Origin of the sequence: Bradyrhizobium diazoefficiens, from assembly GCF_016616235.1 — a bacterium.
In the GTDB taxonomy this organism is placed as follows: Bacteria; Pseudomonadota; Alphaproteobacteria; order Rhizobiales; family Xanthobacteraceae; genus Bradyrhizobium; species Bradyrhizobium diazoefficiens_H.
On record NZ_CP067100.1, the window covers coordinates 5,916,025 to 5,939,309 of the forward strand.

Below are 23,285 nucleotides of genomic sequence, written 5' to 3' on the forward strand. Positions count from 1 at the left end.
AGACTCTGCCGACGATGTAAGACAACGCAAGGTTATAAGATCGTTCCTAAATGCCTCATTCAGCAAGTTTGAGACCAAAATCACAACCTTGGGCGGCACTGCGTCGGGAAGGCACAAGAACTCCGAAAGCTGCTTCATTCGCGTCTTTGCTGCAAGACGCCGATCTTCATCACCATGCATCCTGTCATGCTGGCTCGGATCGTCGAGCCTAACAAAATGATATTCCCGATCGCTGTCTGGGCAGCCTTGTTCCGGCCCTTGCCGAACTCAGTTGCGCCGCCGGAGACGCGGAAGCCTTCGTTTTGCGGCACGATAAACATCACGCATTGAACGCATAGACCCGCGGTCAACCAGACGCGAGCATTTCGCGTGCATTGGAGGAGGCTGACAACCGGTAATTCCCCCGAAATGTGGGCGAGGAACAAAGGCCGCGGTACCGGCTTGGGAGTCTCGCTGGCTCGCCGACCGAGCTGGCGGAGCGGCCCCGGCCCATACCCCCCAAGCCCCCTGCGAGCCGGGGCCGTCTCTCCGCGGCGTATCGGAGTAAGCGTATGCGTGCCTCGCCCTCGATCGTGCCGCTGGATCGTCTCGACCGCGACATCTACTTGGTGCTGGAGGACTTCGGAGCCCGCGCCGGCTGCGCATGGCGCGAGACCGACGAGCAGGACACCGACCGGGAGACGGTGCTGCGGGACATCATCTCCGGCCAATATGCCTACCCCGCCAGGATCGTGGTCTTCAACGCCATCGAGGGATGGTCCCGCGACGCAACGGAGGACATCGCAGACGCGCTCGCCGAACGGGCTGCACGCGAACGGCTCGACCTTTCGCCCGCGCTGGAGGCTTTCATCCAAGCCAATGCGTCGCGCCCATTCGCTCTCCAACTCGCATTGCCGCTGCGTTGGGCCGCCTGACGAGGCAGGAACGGCAAAGGCTTCACGCCCTTCTTCAACGATGATGGGTGTCTCGTCCGAATTGCTTGGCCGCTGCGGCTCGCGCTGCTTTATGGGGCTTCTCATGACGTGGGGGATGCAACGCTATCACCCGGGCGGAACGCATCCGAGCTATTCAAACCATTGTCACCTACCCAAAAGCCGGCAGCAAATCCCGCTTAAATGAGAACGCTCGCTGGTCTACCCGTGCTGAGAAGCCACGAGCAAGGCTCTCGAAGCTCCCTCGCGAGGCTCCGTGAGTCCTGGGTTCTTGGCCAAGAACTCATTGATCGCCCGCCCAGTGGTTTCGTCCGCCAACACGTCCGTCGGCTTCGACAGCATCTGAAAGATGCGGGCGCCTTGGCATGCGATCCTCGGGTCGTGCGGCGCCAACATTTGCATCGCAAGGCCGAGCCGACCTTGATGTGAGAGTGCGGGCAGTTCCTCCTCCCGCGCCAAAGCCCGCAGGCGCTCGCACAGCTCGGCATCCGCAAAGACCTGGCTGTCAAACCAGAAACCGATATCCTGTCTCAGCCATTTGGCGAATGCTGCGCAAAAGTTGTCAGGCTCGGCCAGTGCTGTTGCAATGTGGCGAGCAACAAATTGAGCCTGCCTGAAGGCTAAGCTCGTGCCACGGCCGAGAGTTGGGTTCGTATGCATGGCAGAATCGCCCACCAGCAAGTAGCGGGCAACGATGGGGCCGTCCGCGTTCACAAGCTCTCTTCGTCGATTCTCGATCCCGGCAAAGGGAATTGGGTCGTCCGTCGCACTGGCGAGGTTCAGCCATTCCGCGAGGCGAGGCACACTGGCGACGAATCGATCAAAAACCGCAGGCTCGCGGAGCGCATGGCGTAGCGGATCCTCGACAGATAACACGAGGGAGATCGAAAATTGCCTGTCGCCAGCCGCGCAAAGCAGAAAAGAACCAAACCAGCTTCGACCACGCACAGGCGCGGCGCGGTTCGGGAATGCACAGCCATCGTCCAGGCGATACCAGCGGGTGAGGTATTGGAGGTCGCAACGGTGCGCCTCTTCCGGCATTGGCGCCGCACCGATCTGCTCGAGCATCCGCCTGCCCGGCGACTTTCTGCCAGACGCATCAATGACGAGATCGGCGTGGACAAGGCATGTCTCACCACCCGCCCCGCGCACCTCCACGCCGCGGACGTGGGGTACCGAGGTCGACCTCTCGGCAACCAGCGCAATCACCATGGCGCCCGGCCGAAACTCGATATTGGTTTCGAGCAGGGCCTTTTCCTTCAGCACGTGCTCATAGGCCAAACGCCGATCGAACACGGGACGCGCCGGCTCTGGCGATCCATCCACCTGCAAAGGCGCGACCACGTCGACCACACCGGCGGCATGAACCGCGGCGAGCAGGTCGGGCGCTTCCTCGCGAAGGATCTCACTCGATAGCGCCAGAAACGAATGCGTCTGACTGCCCTGCCCGACGCCAGGCCGGACCCAGGAGCCGGCTGTACGAGGAGCTGCGGAGATCTCATCTTTTTCGAGCACAGTGACCCGCAGACCTTGACGGGCGATCAGGATTGCGGAGGTGAGCCCCGCGAGACCCGATCCGATCACGACAACATGTTCCACGTGCTGGACTCCTGATCGTCCTCGATGCCGTAGTCAGGCGCTGCTCATGAAGGTGACCAGTCCTGAGGGCTTCTGCGGTGCAGATCCTAGTTTTACGGCCTCCTCGGCCCATAAGTGTCCTGAGTTTAATCCGCGGGTATGCTAATTACACCCTTCCCGTGCGCGCCGATGTGCCCGTCGACCTGACCAACGAGGCTGGAGCTGGAGCTCCTACATACCCTGACCTAGCACGTCTGCGCTTGCGAACCATATCTTTGCCGGTCAATCCGTCGCGCACTCCCGTTGAAGAAACCCTTGCTCGTCTTCCTATTCCTCATATTCGCGCCGATCACAGCGTCGGCGGCTCGCTATTTTTGGCTCGGCGATGGCCGCGACAACTGGCAGACAGCTGATCGCTCCAGCGCGGGGCTGTTGCCGCCGGCGTCAGAGCATTCAGAAGCGCTGATCCGGGTGTTCGCCGCACGCACTGTCCGCTGGCGCAGCATCTTCGCTGTCCACACCTGGATCGCGCTGAAGGAAAAGGACGCGACGTCTTACTCCCGATACGATTATACGGCGTGGGGGGATCCGATCCGCATCAATGGCTTCGCGCCCGACGGGCGATGGTTCGGCGCGATCCCCCAAGTCATCGCAGCTGTTGACGGCCAGCGCGCACAGGCGCTCATTCCCAAAATTCGGTACGTGATCGAGAATTACAAATTCCGCGCCTACGGCGACTACAGCGCCTGGCCCGGTCCGAACTCGAACACCTTCGTTCAGGCCGCACTGGACTCGGTGCCCGAGCTGCATGTCGTCCTACCGCCAACAGCGATCGGTAAGGACTTCCCTTACGATGGCCGCTGGATTGGCACGACGCCCTCCGGAACCGGTGTTTTCGCCACGCTGGCTGGCTATGTAGGCCTTACCATAGGATGGGTTGAAGGGATCGAAGTCAATTTCTTTGGCGCCGTGCTCGGGATCGACGTACGGCGCCCTGCCCTTAAGCTCCCTGGTCTTGGGCGCCTTGGGATCGCAACTGGCTTGTAAGGGGACACGCGGACAGTGGCGAGCGAGGCCATTCAGTCATGGTAAATTCGATGACGGGACGCCTCCGACCTGCGCGATGTCGAGAAGACGAAGGCGATCTGGCGAAAGACTGCCGAGGTGTGGTGGCCTGACGGTCCGTCCAGTCCGGACGTGAGCCTGCTCCGGATCGAACCTTTCAGGGCCGAATTGTGGGATGGACCCGCGAGCGCAGCCGTCACCGCCTTCGAGTTCGTCAGGGAGAGGCTGATGGGGCAGGAGCCGAAGCTGGGCCAGAATCGCAAGACGACCAGCGAGATGTGAGCCAGTACCTGATCGAGACTCGAGAAATGGCGCGCGATTTGCGCGTCCGGATCAGGGTCGATGAAACGCCTCCACGCTATCTTCGGGACGAACCTGCTCTGGTCCGGCGGAATGCTCTCGTCCATCATCCTGATCGCGAGCTTCCGGACAGCGGGCGACGCCTTGCCGTAGTGACCGGCACCGAACGGCGGCTGCGGATCGTACTCGAGGACCAATTGGATCGCCTCCGCCCGCCCCGCAATTTCGCGCGCCAGCCAGAGCGCCAGGTCGACGCCCGCCGTGACCCCGCCAACCGTGACGATCTTCCCCGAGCGCACGACGCGTTCCTCGGGCCTCGGCTTCGCGCCCATGATCCGGAGGACGCCCATCTTTTGCCAGTGGGTCGTCGCGTCTGGCCTTTCAGGATTCCCGCCGCCCCCAAGGATCAGCGCTCCGGTACAGACCGATGCGGTCCGCGTCCTCGTGGCGTGCACCTGCCGCAGCCAGTCCAGTACGTCGTCGTCGACCATGCCCCCGGCGTGGTCGAGCTCCGACCGGAAGGGGCCACTGGAAGGCTCCTATGCCGCCTGCTGTTCGTGCGCTACGTACTCCATGGTGACCTTCTCCACGTTGGCGTCGATCCAGGCCGCCATCCGCTCTTCCTCCTCCAGCGAGGCCTCCAGCGGCCCCCGCGCCGACTCCATTCCCGCAGCCGAACACAATGCCAGCAGCGACTTGTAGGCTGCGATCTCGAAGTGCTCGAAGGCGTTGTTGGCGAAGGTATTCTTGAGGATCTCGTCGCCGGCCATGGAATGTGCCATCGCCATCGCATCGCGGCGATCGACTGGGTCGTATCCTTGAGGGTGGAGGCGCTCTCCCCGCAGACGTCGAGACACTGCTCAAGCCGCTGCAACTGCGCATTCGTCTCCTGAAGATGCGCTGCGACCTTTGCCTTCACCTCGGGATAATCGTCCATCCGTTCCGATTGCCGCTCCATCAGTGAGCGATTAGCTTGTCGCAATAGGGCCGCCGGTTCAGGCTGACGGGCCTATTACTTCGCCGGCTTCAAAACGGTCTGGGAGGTCCGCGGTGCGACTGACAAAACGCTAGTGAGCTTGCAAGATCTCGGTAAGAAGTCAGTATCGGAGCTGCGCGACACCCTCGGCCTGCCTTCGACGGAAGGAGTGAGGCCCTGCCGATAGTACTTGCGGGTGTATCTCGGACCAGCTTTTGCCTGCGCACTAGGCCGTGTACCTATAAACCCGGCGGCGTCATGTGACTGCTGCCTAACTCGGCTTTGCTCCTATAGCGACCAAGTTTGTGCGGCAGAGCAGTATGTCGCCATGGGCCAGAAGCCGAAATGCAGGCGACCGGAGCTAGATGGCAGGCTTCGGCATACGCAGTGTCACGCTGCAGCCAGACCCAAGATCATTCTCACGTGTTATCGTCCCCCCGAGTTGCTGGGCCAAGAGCGACACTATGCGCGAGCCGACGCCTTCACGTTGATCTCTGTGCACGCCCACGCCATTGTCGCTTACGGAGAGAACCACTTCATCTCCGGCTCGCAGCGTAACCTGGATAAGACCAGCGCGGCCCTCCGGAAAGGCGTACTTAAGGCCGTTTGTCACAAGTTCGTTGACGATAATCGCAATGGGTACGGCCTGTTCGCTATGAATATACAGCTCGTCGGCATCGGCTTTGATGACAACCGGGCTCGTTCCGCTGATCGACGCGGTGAGGTGCTGGCAGATTTCCGTCAGGTACTCCCTTGCATCCACGACCTTCCGGTCCGCGCGTATCGTGAGATGGTCATATACTTGCGCCATGACTGAACGCGATCGGCCATCTCGCGGAGTGCATCTGAAGCCGTCACGTCAGGATGCTTCGCGTGAAGTCGCATCATTGCAGATAGCATTGCCAGGTTGTTTTTGGTGCGGTGAGCCAGCTCCATAAGAAGAACGGTCTTGGCCTTCTCGGCCCTTACGACCTTTTCCATCTCGGTCCGCAGCGCTACGGCCACGAGTCCAAAGACGGCTCCAGTCGCAGCGAACAAGATGGAGGCCGCCGCCACAGACGGTGCAGCTGGGATGCTGGAGAGGTATGCGAACATCACGCCAAGCGCAGTTGCATACAGAGACGCCCCGCGGTCGAACAAAAGGCCCGCCGCGAAAATGCCGGGAAGAAGGAAGAAGAGGCCAACAAAGCCCGTTAGATTTTGAAGTCCGATTTGCACCGCAATGCAGAGCGCCATTACGATCGTGGTTGTCGCGTACCTGACCCACAGAGGCTGCCGCTTCTCAGGAAGGAAGTAGAGGATTCGTTCCATTGATCAGCCTTACGCGTCCGGCATTAGTGTTATCAACGCCGCCACGGAATCTATGGCGCTCACGACGCCAGATCACGCAGCCAGCTGATGCTTCCGCTACAGCTCCCCATTGACCTGAAGCACGCGAAGCGGCACAGCACGATACACAAAATTCCCAGGCGAGGAAGCGCTGCCGCCGCTCAAGGATGAAGGACGGTGATCAATCGCGTTCATCGCCAGAGACTGCCCAGAGAGCACGCCACGACTGATCTGGGTCACAAGCGTTACTTTGGGCGCTCAGCCGCCACCTTCCGAACTGCCGCCACCTTCCGAACTGCCCCTGTGAACCGACATGGATCGGCACGCATCAACGGGGAGATCGGCCTGAAGCGGTCGTGCGGCGCTATTGTAGATCACGCGCCGCGATAGACCGCTTCAATATTATTCCCGTCGGGATCAAGAACGAACGCAGCGTAATAGTGGGGGCGACGCAGCCCCGGCTTGCCGTTATCCGTTCCGCCTGCCGCAAGCACAGCGTTGTAAAACGCGTCAACTTCGGCTTTTGTTCTCGCGACAAAGGCGGTGTGTTGCTTGACAGAATGCGGATGAAACCTGTCGATCCAGAATATTGGATAGTCTTCGCCGTATCCGATGCCGTCTGTTCCCGCGCCTTCCCGCATCTGCATCACTTTTGGCAGACGAAGAACTCCGAGCGCATGGTCATAGAACGCCGCGGAGCGCGCGCCGTCTGCGGCCCCAATGCCAGTATGATCAGCCATGGAACAGCTCCAGCGGATGAGCAGCTTTGTAGCAACCAACTTAGCTTAGGTCTATTGCGGGTCAAAAGCGGCGGTTGAGGCCACGCGTGGGTGGGCGTCCGGTTTAGCACCGACAGCCGACATCAAACTAGGATCAGAATGGTTCGGCTAAGGGACAACAGCAGACTGAGCATCGAACGCTCTATTGCTGCTATCATGAATGAGGAGCGGGAGGTCCGGCGCGTCAATTGAGATACTTGCGAAGGATTTCGATGAGCCGATCCGGCCCCGTCTGCGGCGGGATGAAGCCGAGGTATTCGCCGTTCCGTCCCATCAAATAAATGACACCCGAGTGATCGATGGAATACTCGCCGCTCCGGTTGTCTTCCACCTTCCCGTAGTACGCCTTGTAGGAATTGGCGAGTTCCTTGATTGTTTTGGAAGATCCAGTCAGCCCGATGAAGCTGGGGTGAAACGCTTCAAGGTAGTCGGCAAGCACGTCCGTGTCACGTTCCGGGTCGATCGTGATGAAGATCGGTTGAATGCTTTCGGCTTTGGAACCGAGCGCGTCCAACGCCTGCGTGATTGCCATTAGGTCGGTTGGGCAGACGTCAGGGCAGAAGGTGTAGCCAAAATAGATGATCATCAGCTTGCCACGAAACTCGGTGTCGCTGCGTATCTTTCCGTGCTGGTCAGATAGGGTGAACGTTCCACCGATTGGCCCCCGGGCGTACATCAGGTCGTCCATCATCTCCGCGGCCGAGGGTTGCGGTTCGGCGACCGCCATCGCAGCGCCAATAACCGACGCTGCCACAACAAACACGCACGCCGCCAACTTGGTCACCGCGCGTCCCGTTAATCAGATACCGAACGTTATCCGTGCGCCCGTCGTTGTAGTGAGCACTTTGCCCGGCATCTGGCGCTGCGCTTCTTGGGTGAAGTTCAGCCCGCTACAGTGCATCGGGATCACCACGTCAGGATTAAGGTTGGCGATCTCAGCGACAACCTTCGTGAGATAGTCAGCCGGTGCCGGCCCGAGATGGAAGCCGCCCATGATGGCATGAACCTTGTCAATACCGGACACTGCCATCGCCTGGCGCACCGAATTGACGATGCCGACATGGCCGCAGGAAGAGATGACGATTAGGCCCTTGTCTCTCAGATTGAAGCAGGTTGCGTGCTCATGGATATGTTCGTCGGGCACGACCTTGCCTTCCATCTCTGCCGGCAAATAGTGGCTGGCATTGCAGCCGGCACCGTCCTTGATCTGAAATCCCACCAAGCTGTTCGGAAGCACTTTCTCGATGCTGCTGCGGGTAATCTTGCCGGTGGTGAAGGCCTGACCTCCGATCACGACTGGAGCTTCGCACAGCACAACCTTCACGTTTTGTTTGACAATGTCCCGGCGGTCGAGAGTGCCAAAGTCGGCGAGGTCGCCTCCGGCACCCATCTTAACGTAGCGCGGGCAAAAATTGTCCTCGCCGCCGGCATACATTGTGAGGTCAACCGGTAGATCCTTGCGGTGCCGCTCCAGGAAGCCGAGCAGGCCGCCCCAATGGTCAAAGTGGCCGTGGCTCATGATCAGCGCGTCGATTTTAGAAGGATCGAGCCTGAGAAGCTCCATGTTGCCGTTGATCGCTTCGGGTGTCCAACCGAAATCGAGAAGGAAAGTTTTCCTCTCATTGCCGCGCTGCGGCTCCAGGTACAGCGACAACCCCCATTCGCTATGCAATGGCCGCTTCGGATCGGTCGATCGGCCGGGCTCGGTCCTCACCCCGCTCACATCTTGCGGCTTAAAGAAGATGTCGCTCGCGCTGTCGACGAGAACCCTGACGGTGAGCTTGTCGACCGTTGGGATCTCGATCGAGCCCGCCTTGGCCACCTCCCAACAGGAAAAGCTGCCTGTCGCGGCCGTAAGCGTCAGCCCAGCAGAAAACTTTAAAGCATCACGTCGGCTGAAATTTATCATGAGCAATTCTCCATTCGACACTTTCCGGCCGGCGAAGATTATCCCTCAATTACAGGCGCAATCTATTCCGCTGTCAACGCAATAGGGGATCGTCTCAGCTGACGTCGGTTGTGGGTCACAAGCGGCGGTCGGGGCGGAATCGACGCTCCGGAACTTATTCAGATGACGGCTGCGAATAGGCGCATTGTCTCGGCGATGCCCTTAAGCTCAGCAGGTCCCTTATCGACGAACTTGAGGCCAGCACCTGCCACCAAGTCTTTTACCGTGCTCGAGGCCAGAACTTCGCTTGCTTTCGCATGCTGAGCTACCCGTGCTGCGATGTGCACAGCAATGCCGCCCACATCGTCTCCCATCATTTCAACCTCACCGGTATGGACGCCGGCCCGCACTTCGAGATCGAGCGGCCGCACCGCGCTGACAATCCTCTGGGCGCAGCGGACAGCGCGCGCCGGGCCGTCGAACAGCGCCAGAAATCCGTCGCCTGTAGTTTTAACCTCGCGTCCGCGATGCCGCTCCAATTCCGAACGCACCGTCGCATGATGCGCTTCCAGAGTTGAACGCCACTGCCGGTCACCCACCAACGAGGCCCTCCTTGTCGAATCGACGATATCGGTGAACAGCACAGTCGAGAGGACGCGATCAACGTCGAAGGCAGTGGCGGAAACACCCATGAATTGTCTGATCTCCTCGACAAGTCGATCCTGATCTCCTGACCATGCGAGGTGATCGCTACCCGGTAGTTCGATGTAGCGCGCCTGAGAAATTCTCTCTCCAAGCTCGCGCCCGGCGAGTGCACGAATCCGTACGTCGTCGCACCGGTGCATGACAAGCGTAGGAACACGGATCGACGGCAGGATGGCGGTCACGTCGATCTCGCGGTTCATACGCATCAGATTGATCACATCAGACGGGCTGGCGGCGGAGCGCTCGAACTTGGCGAAGCGCTCCATGGCTCCGGGAATTGCGGCTGCCGATGGGGAGAAACTTGGCAGACTTTTGCCGGAACCCCAGTTGGACCGGATATCACGCTCGAGTCCCGCAAAATCGTCAAACGGAACGGAGGCGCCAACCGTGCGCGCATACGTGCCGAACAGGATAAGGCCGGCGACCCGTTCAGGGTAGGTCGCTGCGAACAGAATCGACATCGGCCCGCCCTCCGAGACACCGAACAAGTAGGCTCTCTTGGAACCCGCGGCGCCGAGGACGGCGCGGATATCGTCGATCCTTTCATCGAGATGCGGGACACCGACGCCACGATCACTGAGACCCGTGCCGCGTTTGTCGAATCGGATCAGTCGCGAGAACGAGCCGAGGTCATTAAGGAACCGCGCGGCGTTGGGATTCTCCCACGACAGCTCCAGATGCGATACAAAGCCCGGCGTCATGAGCAAATCCGGACCGTCCTGTCCGGATATTTGGTACGCGACGAAGACCTCGCCGCTGGTCACATAGCGCGTCTCGACAACCATGGCTTCCCGCCACTCTGGGTCACTGGGTAGCCTACGGCTAAACGGCCACACAGCGCAATCGAGCAGCGAGAGGCTAGCGAGAGGCTCATGGCGTGTGGCCGTCGCCTCAGGCTGGCCCCTGTTCGCTGAGGGTCCGCGGCGTACCCCTGCCGGAGCCTTTCGGAAGTCGGCTTCGGATTAAAAGCTGCTCTCTGCTGCCCTCATGAACTTGGTCAGCTCATTTCTCCGAAGCTGACTCCGGCGCGATCCGGGCTCTAAGTCAGCCATGGGCCAAGAGCAGACACGCCGAACCGTATAGCGCGACTGAAGCCACCAACTATGTCGGCAATCGTCAATTCTGCATGTGTTTGACTATTTCAGAGCCAGGCTGCTGCAGTACCACGGGACATCATTAGGTCTCCACGCCAGCAGCATTCCTGTCGCCCGGCACTCTTCGTAGGTCTTGAAATTATAGACGTTTCTGCACGTTGACGACGGCGCCGGCCAGGCGGATATCGAGCAGCCGTGCCAAGGGGCGGTTCTTGACTTGAAGCTTGTAGCGCAACCGCCGACGCAACTGCCACTGATGCTCGCGAGCTTAGCGAGCTTTGCTGGTTCCGGGATCGACGTTGCCAATATCGTTCCAACGGTCGTCGGCGTCAGGTCGTGCACAGCACTTCGGGCAAGCGCGTGCTGTTTCGGCTTTGGCCTAACTGTTGGAGCGTCGACAGTGACGGCGGGAAGGGTCGTTGCAGTTTGCGACAATGCCGGACTGCCCGATCCAAATATCACCAAGGCGATCAAAAAACCGGGGGCAAGTACACGCGCCGAGAACCTCATGACGACGTCTCCCTACGCTCAGAACCCAAAGTTGCTCGGTTTAGTTGAAAACTACAAGATGGCCGCCGATGGGACACAAGCAAGCCCTGAAGCTTGCAGCCGGTGGCTTGACGTCCGCTATGGGTCAAAGTGAGAAGTCTGAGTGCTCAGCCGGCAGGTCGGCTTTCCCCCTAGCTCCGGACAGACCACTGCATCGGACCAGCGGACGCGATGGCCACAAGCGGGCATTCCATCAACGAGCCGGGATCGTAAACTCAAAGAGAGCCTTGCCTTCGTCTAACTGGCATCTATCCGGCTATGGCTGGCCACGCGCGATATGCGTCCACGCCCTACTCGAAGAGTAGTCTGTGTCGCGGTGCGATCATATCCAGTAGCTACTTGCTACCTGGCGCGAGAATGCCGGTATTGTTAGTGTTTCCCAAATTATTGACGGCGTTGTTTGCCGTTGGGTTGCTATAGGAGGTGGAGCTTGACGAAGTGCTTCCGGCCTGGGGAGGACCACCAGTTGACCTATTCAGGTTGTTGCCTGTCGTCCCGTGGCTAAGCGCGTTGCTCGTGTTCGGGCCGGGTGAGCCTCCCGTACCGTTTACACTCCCGCTGCTCGACATCGAGCCAGCTGCCATTCCAGACGAGCTTGAAGCTCCCGAAGATGCACCGCCCCCACTGCTGCCTCCTCCGGATCCACCGCCTTGCGCCAGCGCTGTATACGAAGCGCTAGCAAGCATTGCTGCAAGTGCTGTCACAATAAATGCGCGATGCATGACATGACCTCCTGAAGGCCTACAAAATCAAGTACTCTCTCCCTCGAGGCGTTCCTAGGTAGAGCGGGATTTATGACGCGGGGAAGCTAGGCCATTGTCGCGAGCAGGACAGCGGCTAATTGGCGGGAGCGGAACTTCATACCGGCATCGGCCGTTCACCAAGCCCTAATGGTGCAAGGAAGGGCAAGATGACGGACCTCACGAAAAAGGAGCTGATGATCTTCGCTGCGGGCGCTTTAGTGGCGCTACCAGTCTTTGGGGGGTTGGGACTCGCAGTGCTGGGAGTCGTCACTTGGTAAGGCGTCTTCGTCGAATCCAGCGCGTTGGCGGGCATCGACCGCGGCCGCTTATGTCCCGCTGAGCTTTGCCCCAGGCGAAGCTTACCAGTTCGACTGGAGCCACGAGGTGGTCCTGCTGAGCGGCACCACGGTGATCGTGAAGGGGACGGCTGTCGGCGGCTTCCGCCCTTATGTGCGATTGCTCATCTGCTCCTCCTTCGGTGCTTCCGGCAGAAGCGGGACATCTGGAAATCAGGCGTTCACGAGCGGGGTTTCCTATAATCTCCTGTAGCTCTACAGTGCGGAACAGGTTCAAGGCGGAGCCACGGAGGACACCAATGAAGCACCGTAGCGTTCTCGGTATGTGCATTGCCACGGCTTTGGGGCTGTTGCCTTTAGTCAGCAGTCATGGCTGAAGAAAGGACTCGTTGGAACGTGGACGGTTCTCTCGTGGGAACAAATGAAAAGCGACGGCACCACGTTGCGGCAGTTCGGAGCAAACCCAACGGGTATGGCCATTTTTGACGCACGCGGGCGGTACATCATCACGGTTATGCGCTCAGACCGGGCCAAGTACGCAAGCAATGCGCTCTGGCGAGGCTCTGCGGAAGAAAACGAAGCAACAGCCAATGGGACCCAGACCTACTTCGGGACTTACTCGGTGAATGACCAAGACCGCAGCGTCGCAATTCATGTTGAAGGTAGTTCCTTTCCGAATTGGAATGGTTCAGATCAGAAACGCTTCGTTGCGATCACTGGAGATCAGCTCACGCTAACTATTCGTCCTCCAAGCGGGGAGAGCGTCGATGTGGTTTGGAAGCGAGCAAAATGAACACCCACGTCGCGTCGGCTTCTGCCCCTCGCGACATTGCCGCGGTCGCGCATAGGGGCGGTATCAGAGCGAAGCGAACCACGCCGCCGGTTTATGAGTACACGGCTAGTGCGGAATCGAAGTGACCGGCGAAGAGCCTCCCGTGATCCAGCGGACAGGCCAAGCCGCTTCGCTTGGCATCGATCGCAGGTTGCCGCTGGTCCGGCGCTCACGCCCGATTGCCGCCGATGAGGCTCAATCGCTCTTCGCAGTCCTTCGGGAGCCGAAGCTCGGCCAGAATCGCAAGACGACCCTCGATATGTGAGGGGCTTTCGGCAACTTCAGGAAGACGGCGCGCCTACTTCCGAGGGGCCGGCGCCTGCGCGTTCGAATTCGCCGGCTAAACTCGCCGTCGGTTGGTGAGACGTCGACTAAGAGCCAGAAGGAGACGTTAGAGCACCCCCAGCTCTTTGGCTCGATCGAGGCTCGCGATCATCGATACTCTTCGTAGGAACTCGCGAGTCAGTTGTCGGTCATTCGCCGTCCGTCTCAGTTCGTCGCGGAAGCCATCTCGCTCGTCAGGGTCACTGGTTTCCAGATTGCGCTTGGTGCGGATGGAGTGCTTCTGCACATGCTCGATTGCCACCGCGCGGCGCTGCAGATCGTAAAGATCCAAATCAGTGTCTGGAGCCGGTCTTGTGCAAAACTCACCCAGTCGCTCCGCCAGATTCACCGCATCGTGGATTCCTCCGTTCAATCCCATCCCGCCCAGCGGATTGTTGATGTGAGCAGCATCGCCGGCGAGAAAGACGCGCCCGGCGCGGAATGCCGCCGCGACACGCTGGTGCACTTTGAAGAGGGCGATGTGTGCGATCTCGCCGTCGTCAACTCCGGAAGCAAGCGTTGACAGCGCGGTTCGGGCAAAGGCGCGGCTGGTCGCTGTAGCATCTGGCAGATCTCGCGCGAGCGGTAATATCACGCGCCACCTCGAGGGGAGTTGCAACAGGAAGCGCCAGTTCATCGGTGCCGCCACATAGGTCAGCGATTCCACACCCGCGAGCGCGGTATGGAAATCGAAAGACGTGTCTACGATCAGAAAGCGTTCGGGCCAGGTGAAGCCTTCGAACGGAATGCCAAGCGCCTTGCGCACCGCGCTGTGACTGCCGTCGGCGCCGATGAGCCAGCTGCCGCGTTCCTCTCGCGGAGCGGAGCTGAACGATGAGAGCTCGACGGTGACGCCGGTCCGATCTTGCGAAACGCCGCTAACTCGCGTTCCAAACTCGATTTGGTAGTTCGGATTGCCGGACAGTTGATCGTGAATGATGCGCGTGAGATTGAATTGCTCGCACTGCAATCTGTACGGATGCCGTGTCGAGTCGGCGATAGCGGAATAGTCAAAGGTGGCCATCACCTCGTCGCGTCCGGAGCGATATTGCAGCCGGCGCGCAATCAAACCGCGTTGGGCGAGCGATTCGGCCAAGCCGAGGTCGTCGAGCATATCGAGCGTCGGTGGATGGAAGGTCGTCGCCCGCGATTCCGTGGTGAGCGCCGCGGACGCTTCGAACACCTTCACCGGAATACCGCGCCGTACCAGGCAGGCGGCTGCCGTGAGGCCGACTGGTCCTGCGCCGGCGATCAATATGCGCTGGTTCGGCATCATTTCGGTGGGTGCCTTGTGACTAGTTGAGAAACCGGGAGACGGGTCGGCCTGCCAGAGCTTATTCGGCCCTGACGTTTGCCGCTTTGAGGATCGGCCACCACTTCTGGATTTCGGCTTTTTGCAGGTCTGACAGGGCCTGAGGCGTTTGCTGTTCGCGTGTTGGGATTTGGACGCCGAGACTCTCCAGCCGCTCACGGACGACGGGGTCGGCCAGCGCGTCGACGACGGCCGCGTTCAGCTTGGCGATGACAGGTCGTGGGGTTGCTTTTGGCGCGAAGAGAGCGTGCCAAACCGATATTTGGAGGCCCGGGAGTCCAGCCTCCTCAACGGTCGGGACTTCGGGAGCGGACGCCAAGCGCTTCTTCGCTGTGACCGCGTACACCTTGAGTTCGCCGTTGCGTACGTGCGGCAACGCGCTCGACACCTGATCGAACATCACGTCGAGGCGTCCCGCGATCAGGTCCTGCATGACAGGCGCCGCGCCGCGATACGGCACGAACTGGAAGTGCGTGCCGGTCAGCCCTGTCGCCATGGCTTGGACTTTCAACCCTTCGGTGACCGTTGGCGTCTCACCCGGCTTCCAGCCTATTCCCTTCGGGACGCTCATCGGCGGCAACAGATAGTTCTGAGGCTCTGGCAGGTAGGGATCAGACCCGTACTGCCGCATGGGATCGCCGCCTTGGTCGCAAGCGGTCAGCACGACCAAGGCGCAGATGGCGTAGAGGGCTCGGAGCTTTGCATGAATCACAGCCTGTCTCCGATCGCAGGAGCACGAACCGTGGTCACCGCCCAGCCGCGGACGGCGGCTATCAGGAGCAGAACCGTCACGATCGCGGAGATCGAGATTCCCTGCGGCACGACCGAGGTCCAGGCGTCGCGGCTGTGGATGAAAACATTCAGAAGAGAGAGAAGCGCTGCCAGCGCGACGAGCAAAAAGGAAATCCAATTGATCCGCCCCGCGCGGCCCGCGAGAAGATCGATGATCAAAGCAATCGTTGCGATCAGAGCCAGGACCAGTCCGGCAGCAATCAGCCAAGCCGAGGAGTTGGCCCACTGCCAATTCGACGTGTCCCAGTACATGGCATCAGTAGCGAACCCCGCTATCAGCAGGGTTGATCCGGCGCAGATGAAGCTTGGGTGCATCAGCGGTTTGGGACTGATTTCAGGAGTCGATCTCGCCATGTACTTTCCGCGAACCATTCCCGCCGAGCCAAGCCCGCGCGCTTGTGAAGTTGTGCATGGCGGGAACGCGGTAAGCACCCGAGCAGTTCCTACTCGCGGCGGACAGGTGAACCGGACGCCGGTTGGATCGCGAAACCACGGCGCATGTGGCGGACGGCTCGGCATTGGCGTGGTGCCAAGGACTCAAGTTGCTAACCTCCCAGGTTCTCGGTCGTACCGCTCAACGTCCTGCGCGGCCTGACCTACAAACCGGAACACCGCGGCTCCGCGGCACATTGCTCTTCCATGGAAGCGTTTCTGTACCGCCTGCTGAAGGCCAGATCGGACTTTCCGATCTGGGTACGTTACCTCCTAACGCTCGGTCTGGTTGGGATCGCTTTCTTTGCCAGGGCGATGTTTGGTGAGCATCTGCAGTCCTACCCGGTGCTGCTGTTCATTCCTTCGATTCTTCTGTCGTCGGCCCTGTTCGATCGCGGGTCCGGGGTTCTGGCCACGGTGGCCGCCGCCGCGCTCGCCCAAGCGTATTTCGTCCCAGGCCCGGCATCTGCCGCGGCCGTTCCTCTTGCGCTCTTCGTCATCACCGGCCTGGCCATAGCCGCCGTCGTGGAGATACTACGAAGGACACTGACCAAGCTCACCGAAGCGAATCGTTACTCCGACCTGCTGCTGCAGGAACTCGCGCATAGGACGCGGAACGACCTCGCCACGATGGTGTCCATCCTGCGGCTACAGGCACGTTCGGAGACCGACCCCGCGATCGGCGATCGCATCCGCCGTTGCAAGGGTCGACGCCGTCGCGAAGGTCCACGATCGGTTGCGAGACACGGCCGACAGCACGCGCATCGCGCTCAGGCCGTACATCGAATCCTTGTGCGCAAGCCTCGCCGATTTTCACCGCGGCGTGCGTACCATCGCGATCAATGTCCGTTGCGAGGAAGTTCTGGTGCGAAGCTCCCAAGCGGCCTCGATAGGCCTCACCGTGAACGAGCTTGTCACCAACTGCTTCAAATATGCGTTCCCGGAAGCGCGGCGCGGAGCGGTCGATGTCGACGTCCGCGTCAAGGAAGATCGCGTCCTGGTGTCCGTGCGAGACGACGGCGTAGGCTGCGGCACCAGGGTGAAGAGCGGCCTCGGCACACGGCTCATCAATCTTCTCACCACGCCGATGAAGGGCTCGATGACGAGAAAGCCGTTTCAGCAAGGCTGCGAGGTACAGGTATCTCTAGCGGTCGACCATTGATCGGTCCGCTGGAGATGAAAGCCAATCGTGCCCGCGCCGAAAACTCATGGGAGCAGCGGAGCCGTCGGCGTGCCGAGGTGCGCCGCCACGGCCTGGACGCGCCTCGCGTGCTCGCGTCGCCTGTCCGCGAATTCGGCGGCATCGAGCGGAGACCGCAAGGCGTAGCCGGCGGCCGAGAGCCGCGCGCACAGCTTCAAGCCGTCCGCCGACGCTGTCTCGTCGTTTCCGGGTTTTAGCCCAAGCAGGCCGTTGATTTCGTCGACGAGACGCAATCCTTCCAGACGCAGCAGGACCGCGGGTGCGATCGTCGACCATCATTTCGAAGATGAGTGCGAGATCCATGAGGGCGCCCAGCGTGGCGGGCCAGCCCGCTCCGGTGCCGACAGAGCGAAAATAGATCAGTGAAGGATGGGAGGCGTGGCTCTGCAACACCGAGGCGCACCAGTCGCGACCGCGATGAAGCAGCGGGCAGATTTCCTGGCGCCCGTCGATCTCCGCAAAAAAGCCCTGGCGGGCCAATCCCTTGAGGGTGGTGGGCGCACCAGGGCTCGAACCTGGGACCCGCTGATTAAGAGTCCGCAAAATCGAGAGCTAGCTTACAAGCGGGACTGGGGCGGAATACCCTCGGTCTTGAGCGATTAGCCTCTCTGCTAGCGGGACTGCCGTCAACGCACCCTTTTTGTACGATCTTCTACCTTCTCGCGCGATCTCGCTGCTGTCGCGGTTTCAAGCGTCCGTGGCGGTCTGCATGATGCCCCGGCGCACCACACGGCTGAAGCCGCCTCCACCAGCTCGCGCTTAAACCGATCACAATGCCACGTTCTGCCATAATTCCTGCAGGCTCTTGGCCGCGCCGTATGCCAGCTGCAATCGCAGCCGGGTATTGCGGCGAAACAACTGTTGAAGCCTTTCTCAAACGAGTCGGTAAGGAGTATCCTCGACCACGTGTAAAAGAAGGGAGGCGTCAGCTGTGGTTGAGAGACGATCTGGACCGAGCTATCGCGCCGGAAATGGCACCGGGCGACCTCGCCGAGGATTTGTGACGTTGGAGCGGCCGCTTCCACGTTTTGTGGAGGTGCGTCGGCTTGCCCGCGGTTCGGTCGCATTCTATTTCCGGATTCCCACCTATTATCGCCAACTCGGCTGCGAGATGGCGAATAAGCCGCTTGGGACGAGCTACGAGGCCGCATGCGGTGAAGAGGGAAAAGGCGGATGCGCTGCCACACTGAATGCCCTCTTCGATGAATGGAACAACCAGCGCAGAGGGCGGCCGGGCGAGCAAGGAAAGATCGCGCGCTATGGCACGATCGATTGGCTGTTCCGACAATACAAAACGGAGAAGGCGTATACTGAGAAGGTCTCAGCTCGGTCGCGCCCCGATTACGAACGAATCATGCAAATGATCTGCGACACCGTCGGCAAGAGTGGACGGCGGATCGGCGAACGGCAGATCATGGAAGTTACGCCGCGAGCCGCCGATAAGATCTACGACAAAATAATCAACGGGCCGAACGGCATCAGACTGCGGCAGGGAGAAAAGGTGGTGGGGCTCTGCCGAAAGGTATGGCGGATCATGCGTCGTTTGCACCCGGAGCTGTTCGATAAGAAGCACCCGAACCCCTGGGACGATTTCACCCTCAAGAGCCGCACCAAGTCCAAGAAGCACGCGGTTACTCGCGAGGAGGTCTACAAATTTGCGTGGGGCTGCATAAAGGAAGGCCGGCCGGAACCGGCGGCTGTCGCAGTGATCTGCTTTGAATGGCTGCAACGGCCGGAGAACGTAGTAGCCGGGTTTTTGACTTGGCCGGACTATCGCAGCAAGAACTGGCCACATGCTGTGCGCATCGAGCACCACAAGAACAAGGCGTTGGTCTGGCATCCGCTCGAAGAGACTCTCGAGGGAGAGACCATCAAGTTTTATGCCGAAGCGGAAGACGTCTTGAGCCATCTGCCCAAGCTCGGCGTCCCGATGATCATGCGCCGGATCCAAAAGGGTGAACGCAAGGGCGACGCGAAAGTGTGGTCCTACCCCGGCATGGAGAAGGTGGTGCAGCAGATGCGCAAGAAGATCGACGGCGTGTCGAAGCTGTTCACGCTTGATGCCTGTCGACACGGCGGCATGACCGAACTTGAGGAAGCCGAGTTGACGGACGGCCAGGGTCGTGCGCTCTCGGGCCACAAGACCGCACAGGCCTATCGCGGCTATGCCAAAGAAACGATGATGCGAGCATTGGCTGCGACCCGTAAGCGGCATGCACATCTCTTGGCGCAGAAGGAGCTCGATCGGCAGAATGCTGATGGAGCAGCATCACCTCGAGACGAAATGCAGCAGACCTTGCAAATGTCGAAGACCCGCGTCGGATCGCAAAGTTAACCTCGCGCTTCGTTGGACACTGCAAAAGAGCCAAGGCGTTTTTGCGGTGATCCCGCACGCGACGTCAAAGACAGCGATCGAAAGCTTGCTACGCGCAGATAGTGTTCACGCTCTCAATTCGTATTTTGACAAGTTGAGTGGCGTTCAAGCCGCGCAACGTCTTGCATCGGCCGTCGGCCAAAACGAAACCAGCACAGAATTTCCAAATGAGGGGCAAACTGAATTTCCAAATGCGCTGGAAATTCCGGCTCAAGCGAGGCCATTTTCTTAGCAAAATCAGTGCACTGGCTCTGGCTGGGGCGGGAGGGATCGAACCTCCGAATGGCGGAATCAAAATCCGCTGCCTTACCGCTTGGCTACGCCCCATCAGGCGACCTGGACTGGCGGAAGACTTGGCTACCGCAGATTCCTTCCGGTCGCAGCCGGTCTATAGGGAGCGGCGCGGCATTTCAACCGCCTGGAGGGGCAAAATACCACGGGCGGAGCAGGGAGCCGTGCCGCACTCTATTATAGGTCCGGCCATGGCGCTTTCGCGGGGCGTCCCGCCCATTGAGACCTCCGCCGTTTCATGGGAATACGGCGCCAAGTTTGATCCAGAAGACCTGTCCACGGGGAGTGAGCCATGACCTACCGCGCGCCGATCTCTGACATGCTGCTGTCGCTCAATCATGGCGCCGGCCTGAAGGCCGCGGTGGAAGCCGGCCATTACGGCGATTTCGACACCGACATTGTCGCGGCCGTGCTGGAGGAAGCCGGCAAGTTCGCATCGGACGTGCTGGCCCCGCTCAACAAGGTCGGCGACGAGCACGGCATCAAGCTCAATGACGGCAAGGTCACGACCGCGCCGGGCTGGCCGGATGCCTACAAGCGGTGGACCGATGGCGGCTGGAACGCGGTCTCCGGCCCGGAAGGTTTCGGCGGCCAGGGCCTGCCGCTCGCGATCAACGCGGCCTGCACCGAGATCTGGAGCGCCGCCAATGTCGCCTTCGGCCTCTGCCCGTTGCTGACGGCCTCCGCGATCGAGGCGCTGGATGCGCATGGCAGCGACGAGCTGAAGAAAATCTATCTCGAGAAGCTCGTCACGGGTGAATGGACCGGCACGATGCAGCTCACCGAGCCGCAGGCCGGCTCCGACGTCGGCGCGCTGCGCACCCGCGCAGAGAAGCAGGCCGACGGCACCTACCGCATCAAGGGGACGAAGATCTTCATCACCTATGGCGAGCACGACATGACCGACAACATCGTGCATTTCGTGCTGGCACGCCTGCCCGACGCGCCCGCCGGCACCAAGGGAATCTCGCTATTCCTGGTGCCGAAGTTCATGGTCAATGAAGACGGCTCGCTGGGGCAGCGCAACGACATCTTTGCCAGTGGCGTCGAGCACAAGCTCGGCATGCATGCCTCGCCGACCTGCACCATGACCATGGGCGACCATGGCGGCGCCATCGGCTTTCTGATTGGCGAAGAGAACCAGGGCATGCGCTGCATGTTCACGATGATGAATCAGGCTCGGCTCGGCGTCGGCCTCGAGGGCGTCGGTGTCGCCGATCGCGCCTATCAGCAGGCGCTGGCCTATGCACAAGAGCGCAAGCAGGGCCGCGCTGTCGGCAAGAAGGGCGACGGCTCGGATGCGATCTTCGTGCATCCCGACGTCAAGCGCATGCTGATGCGGATGCGGGCGCAGACCGCCGCCGCGCGCACCATCTGCTATGCGACGGCCGTCGCGATCGACGTCGCGACCCGCGCCAAGGACCCCAAGGTCCGTGCCGATGCCGCCGCACGCGCGGCACTGCTGACGCCGATGGCAAAAGGCTATTCCACCGATATCGGCAACGAGGTCGCCTATCTCGGCGTGCAGGTGCATGGCGGCATGGGTTTCATCGAGGAGACCGGCGCGGCGCAGCACTATCGCGATGCGCGCATCACCACGATCTACGAAGGCACCAACGGCATCCAGGCGATCGATCTCGTCACGCGCAAGCTCGCGGCCAATGGCGGCGCTGCGGTGTGGGCGCTGCTCGACGAGCTGTCCGCGACCGTCAGCCAAGTCGAGGCTTCCAACGATCCCGGCTTCGGCACCACCGGCACGAAGCTGCGCGAGGCGCTGGAGGCCTTGACGCGCACCAGCAAATGGCTGCTGGAGCGGGTGACCTCCGCACCGAACGAGGCGCTCGCGGGCGCGACGCCGTATCTGCAGCAGTTCGGTGCAACACTGGGCGGCTGCATGCTGGCGTCCGAAGCGCTCGCCGCCAAAGCCGACGGCAACACCGACGCCGCGCGCTACGTCTCGCTCGCGCGCTTCTTCGCCGAGAACATCACCGTGCAGGCCGGCGCGCTCGAGCGCACCGTGACCGAGAGTGCTGAGTCGGTCGCGGCGGCGGATGTGGTGCTGCTGGGGTAAATGAGGCCGGCGTAGCCCGGATGGGCTACTACGAAGCTGCGAGCTTCGCCCGTCGCCCCGGCCGCCACAGCACCACGCCCGCCGCAACAACATCCAGCGCCACGCACATCGCAAACGCACTCGTGTAATCGCCGGTAAAACTGCGCACGAGGCCGACGATGCCGGGGCCGAAGGCGCTGACGATGCCGCTGATCGAGGTGCCCAGTCCCATCGCGGCGGCGAAGGCGGCGGAGCCGATCTCGCGCTGGATGATCAGCGGCGGGAACGTGATCATGTTGCCGATCGAGAAGCCATAGACGGCGCAGCACACCAGCAGCACGGCCGGGCTGGTGTTCTGCAACAGCACGAACAGCGCCGCCGCCTGGCTCGTCATTGACGCCGCGCAGGCGAGCCGCGGATCGAGCCGATCGACGAACAGGCCGAGCGACAGGCGCCCGACCACCGCTATCGCCGCCATCACGGTGACTGCAAGGCCTGCGGCGTAGCGCCCGATCAGCGGCTCGAGGAACGCCACCTGATGGATGATGAAGCCCATCTGCGCCAGCAGTGCGATGGCGATCGGCAGCACCATGGTCCAGAAGGACGCATTGGCGAGCAGTTCCTTGCGCGAATGAGGCGCGGCCTTGCCGCCGCCGGAGACTTGTCCCGCTGCATTCAGCGACGCATCGGCCGGCCAGCTGGTGAAGACGACAACCACCGGCAACACCAGCACCACCATCGCCGCGGTGGCCGCCAGCATGGCGGAGCGGAAACCGATGCTGTCGCTCAGCGCCAGCAGAACCGGAACGAGAACGATGCCGCCGCAGGTGGCGCCGTTGAAGGCGAGGCTGAGCGCGAGCCCGCGACGCCGCTCGAACCAGGCGTTCAGCACGGTCGCGATCACCACCGTGCCCATACCGGTCCATCCGACCGCCATCAGCGCATAAGCGAGATAGAGCTGCCAGGGGGTCTGCATCAGCGCCAGCAACGCGGTCGAGGCGGCGAGCGCCGACAGGCCGCACAGGATCAGCGCGCGCAGCCCGATGCGGGCAAGCAGATCGTCGGTGAAGATGACGAGGACGGAGGTCAGCAGGAACGAGAAAGTGCTAGCGGCGGAGACCAGCGTGCCCGGCCAGCCATGGGCGCGCTGCAGCTCGGCGAGATAGACGCCCTGGCCGTAGAGGCCGAAGCCGAACATGAAGAAGGCCATCAGGAAACAGGCCAGCACCACGCGCCAGCCCCGATAGCGCAACGCGGATTCGTCAATACCCGCCGCGGCAATCATCAATCCAGCAATCGGCAAATGAAAACGGCATGCGCAACCCTGCCCCACAACCAGCGGTTTTTCAAATGAAACATTGTAGCCAATTGTTGCAATGCGCAACGGCGCACCAGAAATGATGTAGCGGGCGTCATGCGCCGCTGTCACGGCGGCGTTCCCGA

The 23,285-nt window shown here is 61.0% G+C and carries 21 protein-coding genes, 1 tRNA gene and 2 pseudogenes; 7 read left to right on the top strand and 17 right to left on the bottom strand.

Going from position 1 to position 23,285, the window contains the following annotated elements; translation table 11 throughout:
* Positions 1-134 precede the first annotated feature (134 nt).
* Entirely contained in the window at positions 135-323 is a 189-nt protein-coding gene (locus tag JJB99_RS28115; protein ID WP_200495493.1) for a hypothetical protein, read from the bottom strand.
* Between the two features lie 228 nt (positions 324-551).
* Between JJB99_RS28115 and JJB99_RS28120 the strand changes: the two genes are divergently transcribed.
* Positions 552-914, top strand: a complete 363-nt coding sequence (locus tag JJB99_RS28120; protein WP_200495494.1) for a hypothetical protein — start codon at positions 552-554, stop codon at positions 912-914.
* Positions 915-1,133: 219 nt separating this feature from the next.
* Here the strand turns inward: JJB99_RS28120 and JJB99_RS28125 are convergent, their stop codons facing one another.
* Positions 1,134-2,531, bottom strand: a complete 1,398-nt coding sequence (locus JJB99_RS28125) for an NAD(P)/FAD-dependent oxidoreductase (protein WP_200495495.1) — start codon at positions 2,529-2,531, stop codon at positions 1,134-1,136.
* A gap of 294 nt (positions 2,532-2,825) precedes the next feature.
* On the opposite strand from JJB99_RS28125, the gene JJB99_RS28130 reads away from it, so the two are divergent.
* Positions 2,826-3,557: a DUF3750 domain-containing protein gene (locus JJB99_RS28130; RefSeq protein WP_200495496.1), complete on the top strand. Its 732-nt coding sequence runs from the start codon at positions 2,826-2,828 to the stop codon at positions 3,555-3,557.
* Between the two features lie 32 nt (positions 3,558-3,589).
* Here JJB99_RS28130 and JJB99_RS36980 read toward each other — a convergent pair whose 3' ends face one another.
* The 9 genes and pseudogenes from JJB99_RS36980 to JJB99_RS28170 all read right to left on the bottom strand — a co-directional run bounded on the left by JJB99_RS36980 (position 3,590) and on the right by JJB99_RS28170 (position 10,337).
* Positions 3,590-4,366: a hypothetical protein gene (locus JJB99_RS36980; protein ID WP_433995733.1), complete on the bottom strand. Its 777-nt coding sequence runs from the start codon at positions 4,364-4,366 to the stop codon at positions 3,590-3,592.
* 48 nt (positions 4,367-4,414) lie between these two features.
* On the bottom strand, positions 4,415-4,645 hold the full coding sequence (locus JJB99_RS36705) for a DUF892 family protein (RefSeq protein WP_283815997.1): 231 nt from the start codon (positions 4,643-4,645) through the stop codon (positions 4,415-4,417).
* A gap of 83 nt (positions 4,646-4,728) precedes the next feature.
* Positions 4,729-4,833: pseudogene (locus JJB99_RS36710) on the bottom strand (DUF892 family protein); the annotation flags it as partial.
* 379 nt (positions 4,834-5,212) lie between these two features.
* Positions 5,213-5,614 (bottom strand): sensor histidine kinase, encoded by a 402-nt coding sequence (locus JJB99_RS28145; protein WP_200495497.1) that lies wholly within the window; start codon positions 5,612-5,614, stop codon positions 5,213-5,215.
* Positions 5,593-6,162, bottom strand: coding sequence for a sensor histidine kinase (locus JJB99_RS28150; protein ID WP_200495498.1), 570 nt, complete (start codon positions 6,160-6,162; stop codon positions 5,593-5,595). Before JJB99_RS28150 ends, JJB99_RS28145 begins: the two co-directional genes overlap by 22 nt.
* A gap of 392 nt (positions 6,163-6,554) precedes the next feature.
* The gene (locus JJB99_RS28155; RefSeq protein ID WP_200495499.1) at positions 6,555-6,920 is read right to left on the bottom strand and encodes a VOC family protein; all 366 of its coding nucleotides are present in this window, start codon (positions 6,918-6,920) and stop codon (positions 6,555-6,557) included.
* Positions 6,921-7,143: 223 nt separating this feature from the next.
* Positions 7,144-7,743, bottom strand: a complete 600-nt coding sequence (locus JJB99_RS28160; protein ID WP_246775015.1) for an SCO family protein — start codon at positions 7,741-7,743, stop codon at positions 7,144-7,146.
* Between the two features lie 15 nt (positions 7,744-7,758).
* Positions 7,759-8,868 (bottom strand): MBL fold metallo-hydrolase, encoded by a 1,110-nt coding sequence (locus JJB99_RS28165; RefSeq protein ID WP_200495500.1) that lies wholly within the window; start codon positions 8,866-8,868, stop codon positions 7,759-7,761.
* 158 nt (positions 8,869-9,026) lie between these two features.
* Positions 9,027-10,337 carry an adenylate/guanylate cyclase domain-containing protein gene (locus tag JJB99_RS28170; protein ID WP_200495501.1) on the bottom strand — a complete coding sequence of 437 codons (1,311 nt, stop codon included), beginning with the start codon at positions 10,335-10,337 and terminating at the stop codon, positions 9,027-9,029.
* Positions 10,338-12,655: 2,318 nt separating this feature from the next.
* Between JJB99_RS28170 and JJB99_RS28175 the strand changes: the two genes are divergently transcribed.
* Positions 12,656-13,027 carry a lipocalin-like domain-containing protein gene (locus tag JJB99_RS28175; protein WP_200495502.1) on the top strand — a complete coding sequence of 124 codons (372 nt, stop codon included), beginning with the start codon at positions 12,656-12,658 and terminating at the stop codon, positions 13,025-13,027.
* 430 nt (positions 13,028-13,457) lie between these two features.
* Here JJB99_RS28175 and JJB99_RS28180 read toward each other — a convergent pair whose 3' ends face one another.
* Genes JJB99_RS28180 through JJB99_RS28190 form a run of 3 tightly spaced genes read right to left on the bottom strand, consistent with a single transcriptional unit; the run spans position 13,458 to position 15,848 of the window.
* Positions 13,458-14,666 carry an FAD-dependent oxidoreductase gene (locus tag JJB99_RS28180; protein ID WP_200495503.1) on the bottom strand — a complete coding sequence of 403 codons (1,209 nt, stop codon included), beginning with the start codon at positions 14,664-14,666 and terminating at the stop codon, positions 13,458-13,460.
* A gap of 58 nt (positions 14,667-14,724) precedes the next feature.
* Positions 14,725-15,414, bottom strand: a complete 690-nt coding sequence (locus JJB99_RS28185; protein WP_349628982.1) for a tripartite tricarboxylate transporter substrate-binding protein — start codon at positions 15,412-15,414, stop codon at positions 14,725-14,727.
* Positions 15,411-15,848 (bottom strand): DUF2231 domain-containing protein, encoded by a 438-nt coding sequence (locus tag JJB99_RS28190; RefSeq protein WP_200495504.1) that lies wholly within the window; start codon positions 15,846-15,848, stop codon positions 15,411-15,413. Before JJB99_RS28190 ends, JJB99_RS28185 begins: the two co-directional genes overlap by 4 nt.
* Positions 15,849-16,611: 763 nt before the next feature.
* Here JJB99_RS28190 and JJB99_RS36985 point away from each other — a divergent pair.
* Both JJB99_RS36985 and JJB99_RS28195 read left to right on the top strand, forming a co-directional pair.
* A pseudogene (locus JJB99_RS36985) lies at positions 16,612-16,677 on the top strand (hypothetical protein); the annotation flags it as partial.
* Positions 16,678-16,791: 114 nt separating this feature from the next.
* Positions 16,792-17,088: an ATP-binding protein gene (locus JJB99_RS28195; protein ID WP_349628983.1), complete on the top strand. Its 297-nt coding sequence runs from the start codon at positions 16,792-16,794 to the stop codon at positions 17,086-17,088.
* Between the two features lie 44 nt (positions 17,089-17,132).
* Here the strand turns inward: JJB99_RS28195 and JJB99_RS28200 are convergent, their stop codons facing one another.
* The gene (locus JJB99_RS28200; RefSeq protein WP_200495506.1) at positions 17,133-17,360 is read right to left on the bottom strand and encodes a hypothetical protein; all 228 of its coding nucleotides are present in this window, start codon (positions 17,358-17,360) and stop codon (positions 17,133-17,135) included.
* Between the two features lie 773 nt (positions 17,361-18,133).
* Between JJB99_RS28200 and JJB99_RS28205 the strand changes: the two genes are divergently transcribed.
* On the top strand, positions 18,134-19,462 hold the full coding sequence (locus JJB99_RS28205) for a hypothetical protein (RefSeq protein WP_200495507.1): 1,329 nt from the start codon (positions 18,134-18,136) through the stop codon (positions 19,460-19,462).
* A gap of 291 nt (positions 19,463-19,753) precedes the next feature.
* On the opposite strand, the gene JJB99_RS28210 is transcribed toward JJB99_RS28205, so the two are convergent.
* Positions 19,754-19,828 (bottom strand) — tRNA-Gln (locus JJB99_RS28210).
* Positions 19,829-20,084: 256 nt separating this feature from the next.
* On the opposite strand from JJB99_RS28210, the gene JJB99_RS28215 reads away from it, so the two are divergent.
* A complete protein-coding gene (locus JJB99_RS28215; protein WP_200495508.1) occupies positions 20,085-21,863 on the top strand; it encodes an acyl-CoA dehydrogenase in 1,779 nt (592 codons plus the stop codon).
* Positions 21,864-21,891: 28 nt separating this feature from the next.
* Here JJB99_RS28215 and JJB99_RS28220 read toward each other — a convergent pair whose 3' ends face one another.
* Positions 21,892-23,127: an MFS transporter gene (locus JJB99_RS28220; protein ID WP_200500336.1), complete on the bottom strand. Its 1,236-nt coding sequence runs from the start codon at positions 23,125-23,127 to the stop codon at positions 21,892-21,894.
* Positions 23,128-23,285 lie beyond the last annotated feature (158 nt).

Bases quoted from the DNA above. Each gene is read 5' to 3' on its own strand.
- JJB99_RS28190 (WP_200495504.1), bottom strand. From the start codon at position 15,848: ATGGCGAGATCGACTCCTGAAATCAGTCCCAAACCGCTGATGCACCCA.
- JJB99_RS28180 (WP_200495503.1), bottom strand. From the start codon at position 14,666: ATGATGCCGAACCAGCGCATATTGATCGCCGGCGCAGGACCAGTCGGC.
- JJB99_RS28120 (WP_200495494.1), top strand. From the start codon at position 552: ATGCGTGCCTCGCCCTCGATCGTGCCGCTGGATCGTCTCGACCGCGAC.
- JJB99_RS28175 (WP_200495502.1), top strand. From the start codon at position 12,656: ATGAAAAGCGACGGCACCACGTTGCGGCAGTTCGGAGCAAACCCAACG.
- JJB99_RS36705 (WP_283815997.1), bottom strand. From the start codon at position 4,645: ATGGCCGGCGACGAGATCCTCAAGAATACCTTCGCCAACAACGCCTTC.
- JJB99_RS28170 (WP_200495501.1), bottom strand. From the start codon at position 10,337: ATGGTTGTCGAGACGCGCTATGTGACCAGCGGCGAGGTCTTCGTCGCG.
- JJB99_RS28155 (WP_200495499.1), bottom strand. From the start codon at position 6,920: ATGGCTGATCATACTGGCATTGGGGCCGCAGACGGCGCGCGCTCCGCG.
- JJB99_RS28215 (WP_200495508.1), top strand. From the start codon at position 20,085: ATGACCTACCGCGCGCCGATCTCTGACATGCTGCTGTCGCTCAATCAT.
- JJB99_RS28165 (WP_200495500.1), bottom strand. From the start codon at position 8,868: ATGATAAATTTCAGCCGACGTGATGCTTTAAAGTTTTCTGCTGGGCTG.
- JJB99_RS28220 (WP_200500336.1), bottom strand. From the start codon at position 23,127: ATGATTGCCGCGGCGGGTATTGACGAATCCGCGTTGCGCTATCGGGGC.
- JJB99_RS28150 (WP_200495498.1), bottom strand. From the start codon at position 6,162: ATGGAACGAATCCTCTACTTCCTTCCTGAGAAGCGGCAGCCTCTGTGG.
- JJB99_RS36980 (WP_433995733.1), bottom strand. From the start codon at position 4,366: ATGGTCGACGACGACGTACTGGACTGGCTGCGGCAGGTGCACGCCACG.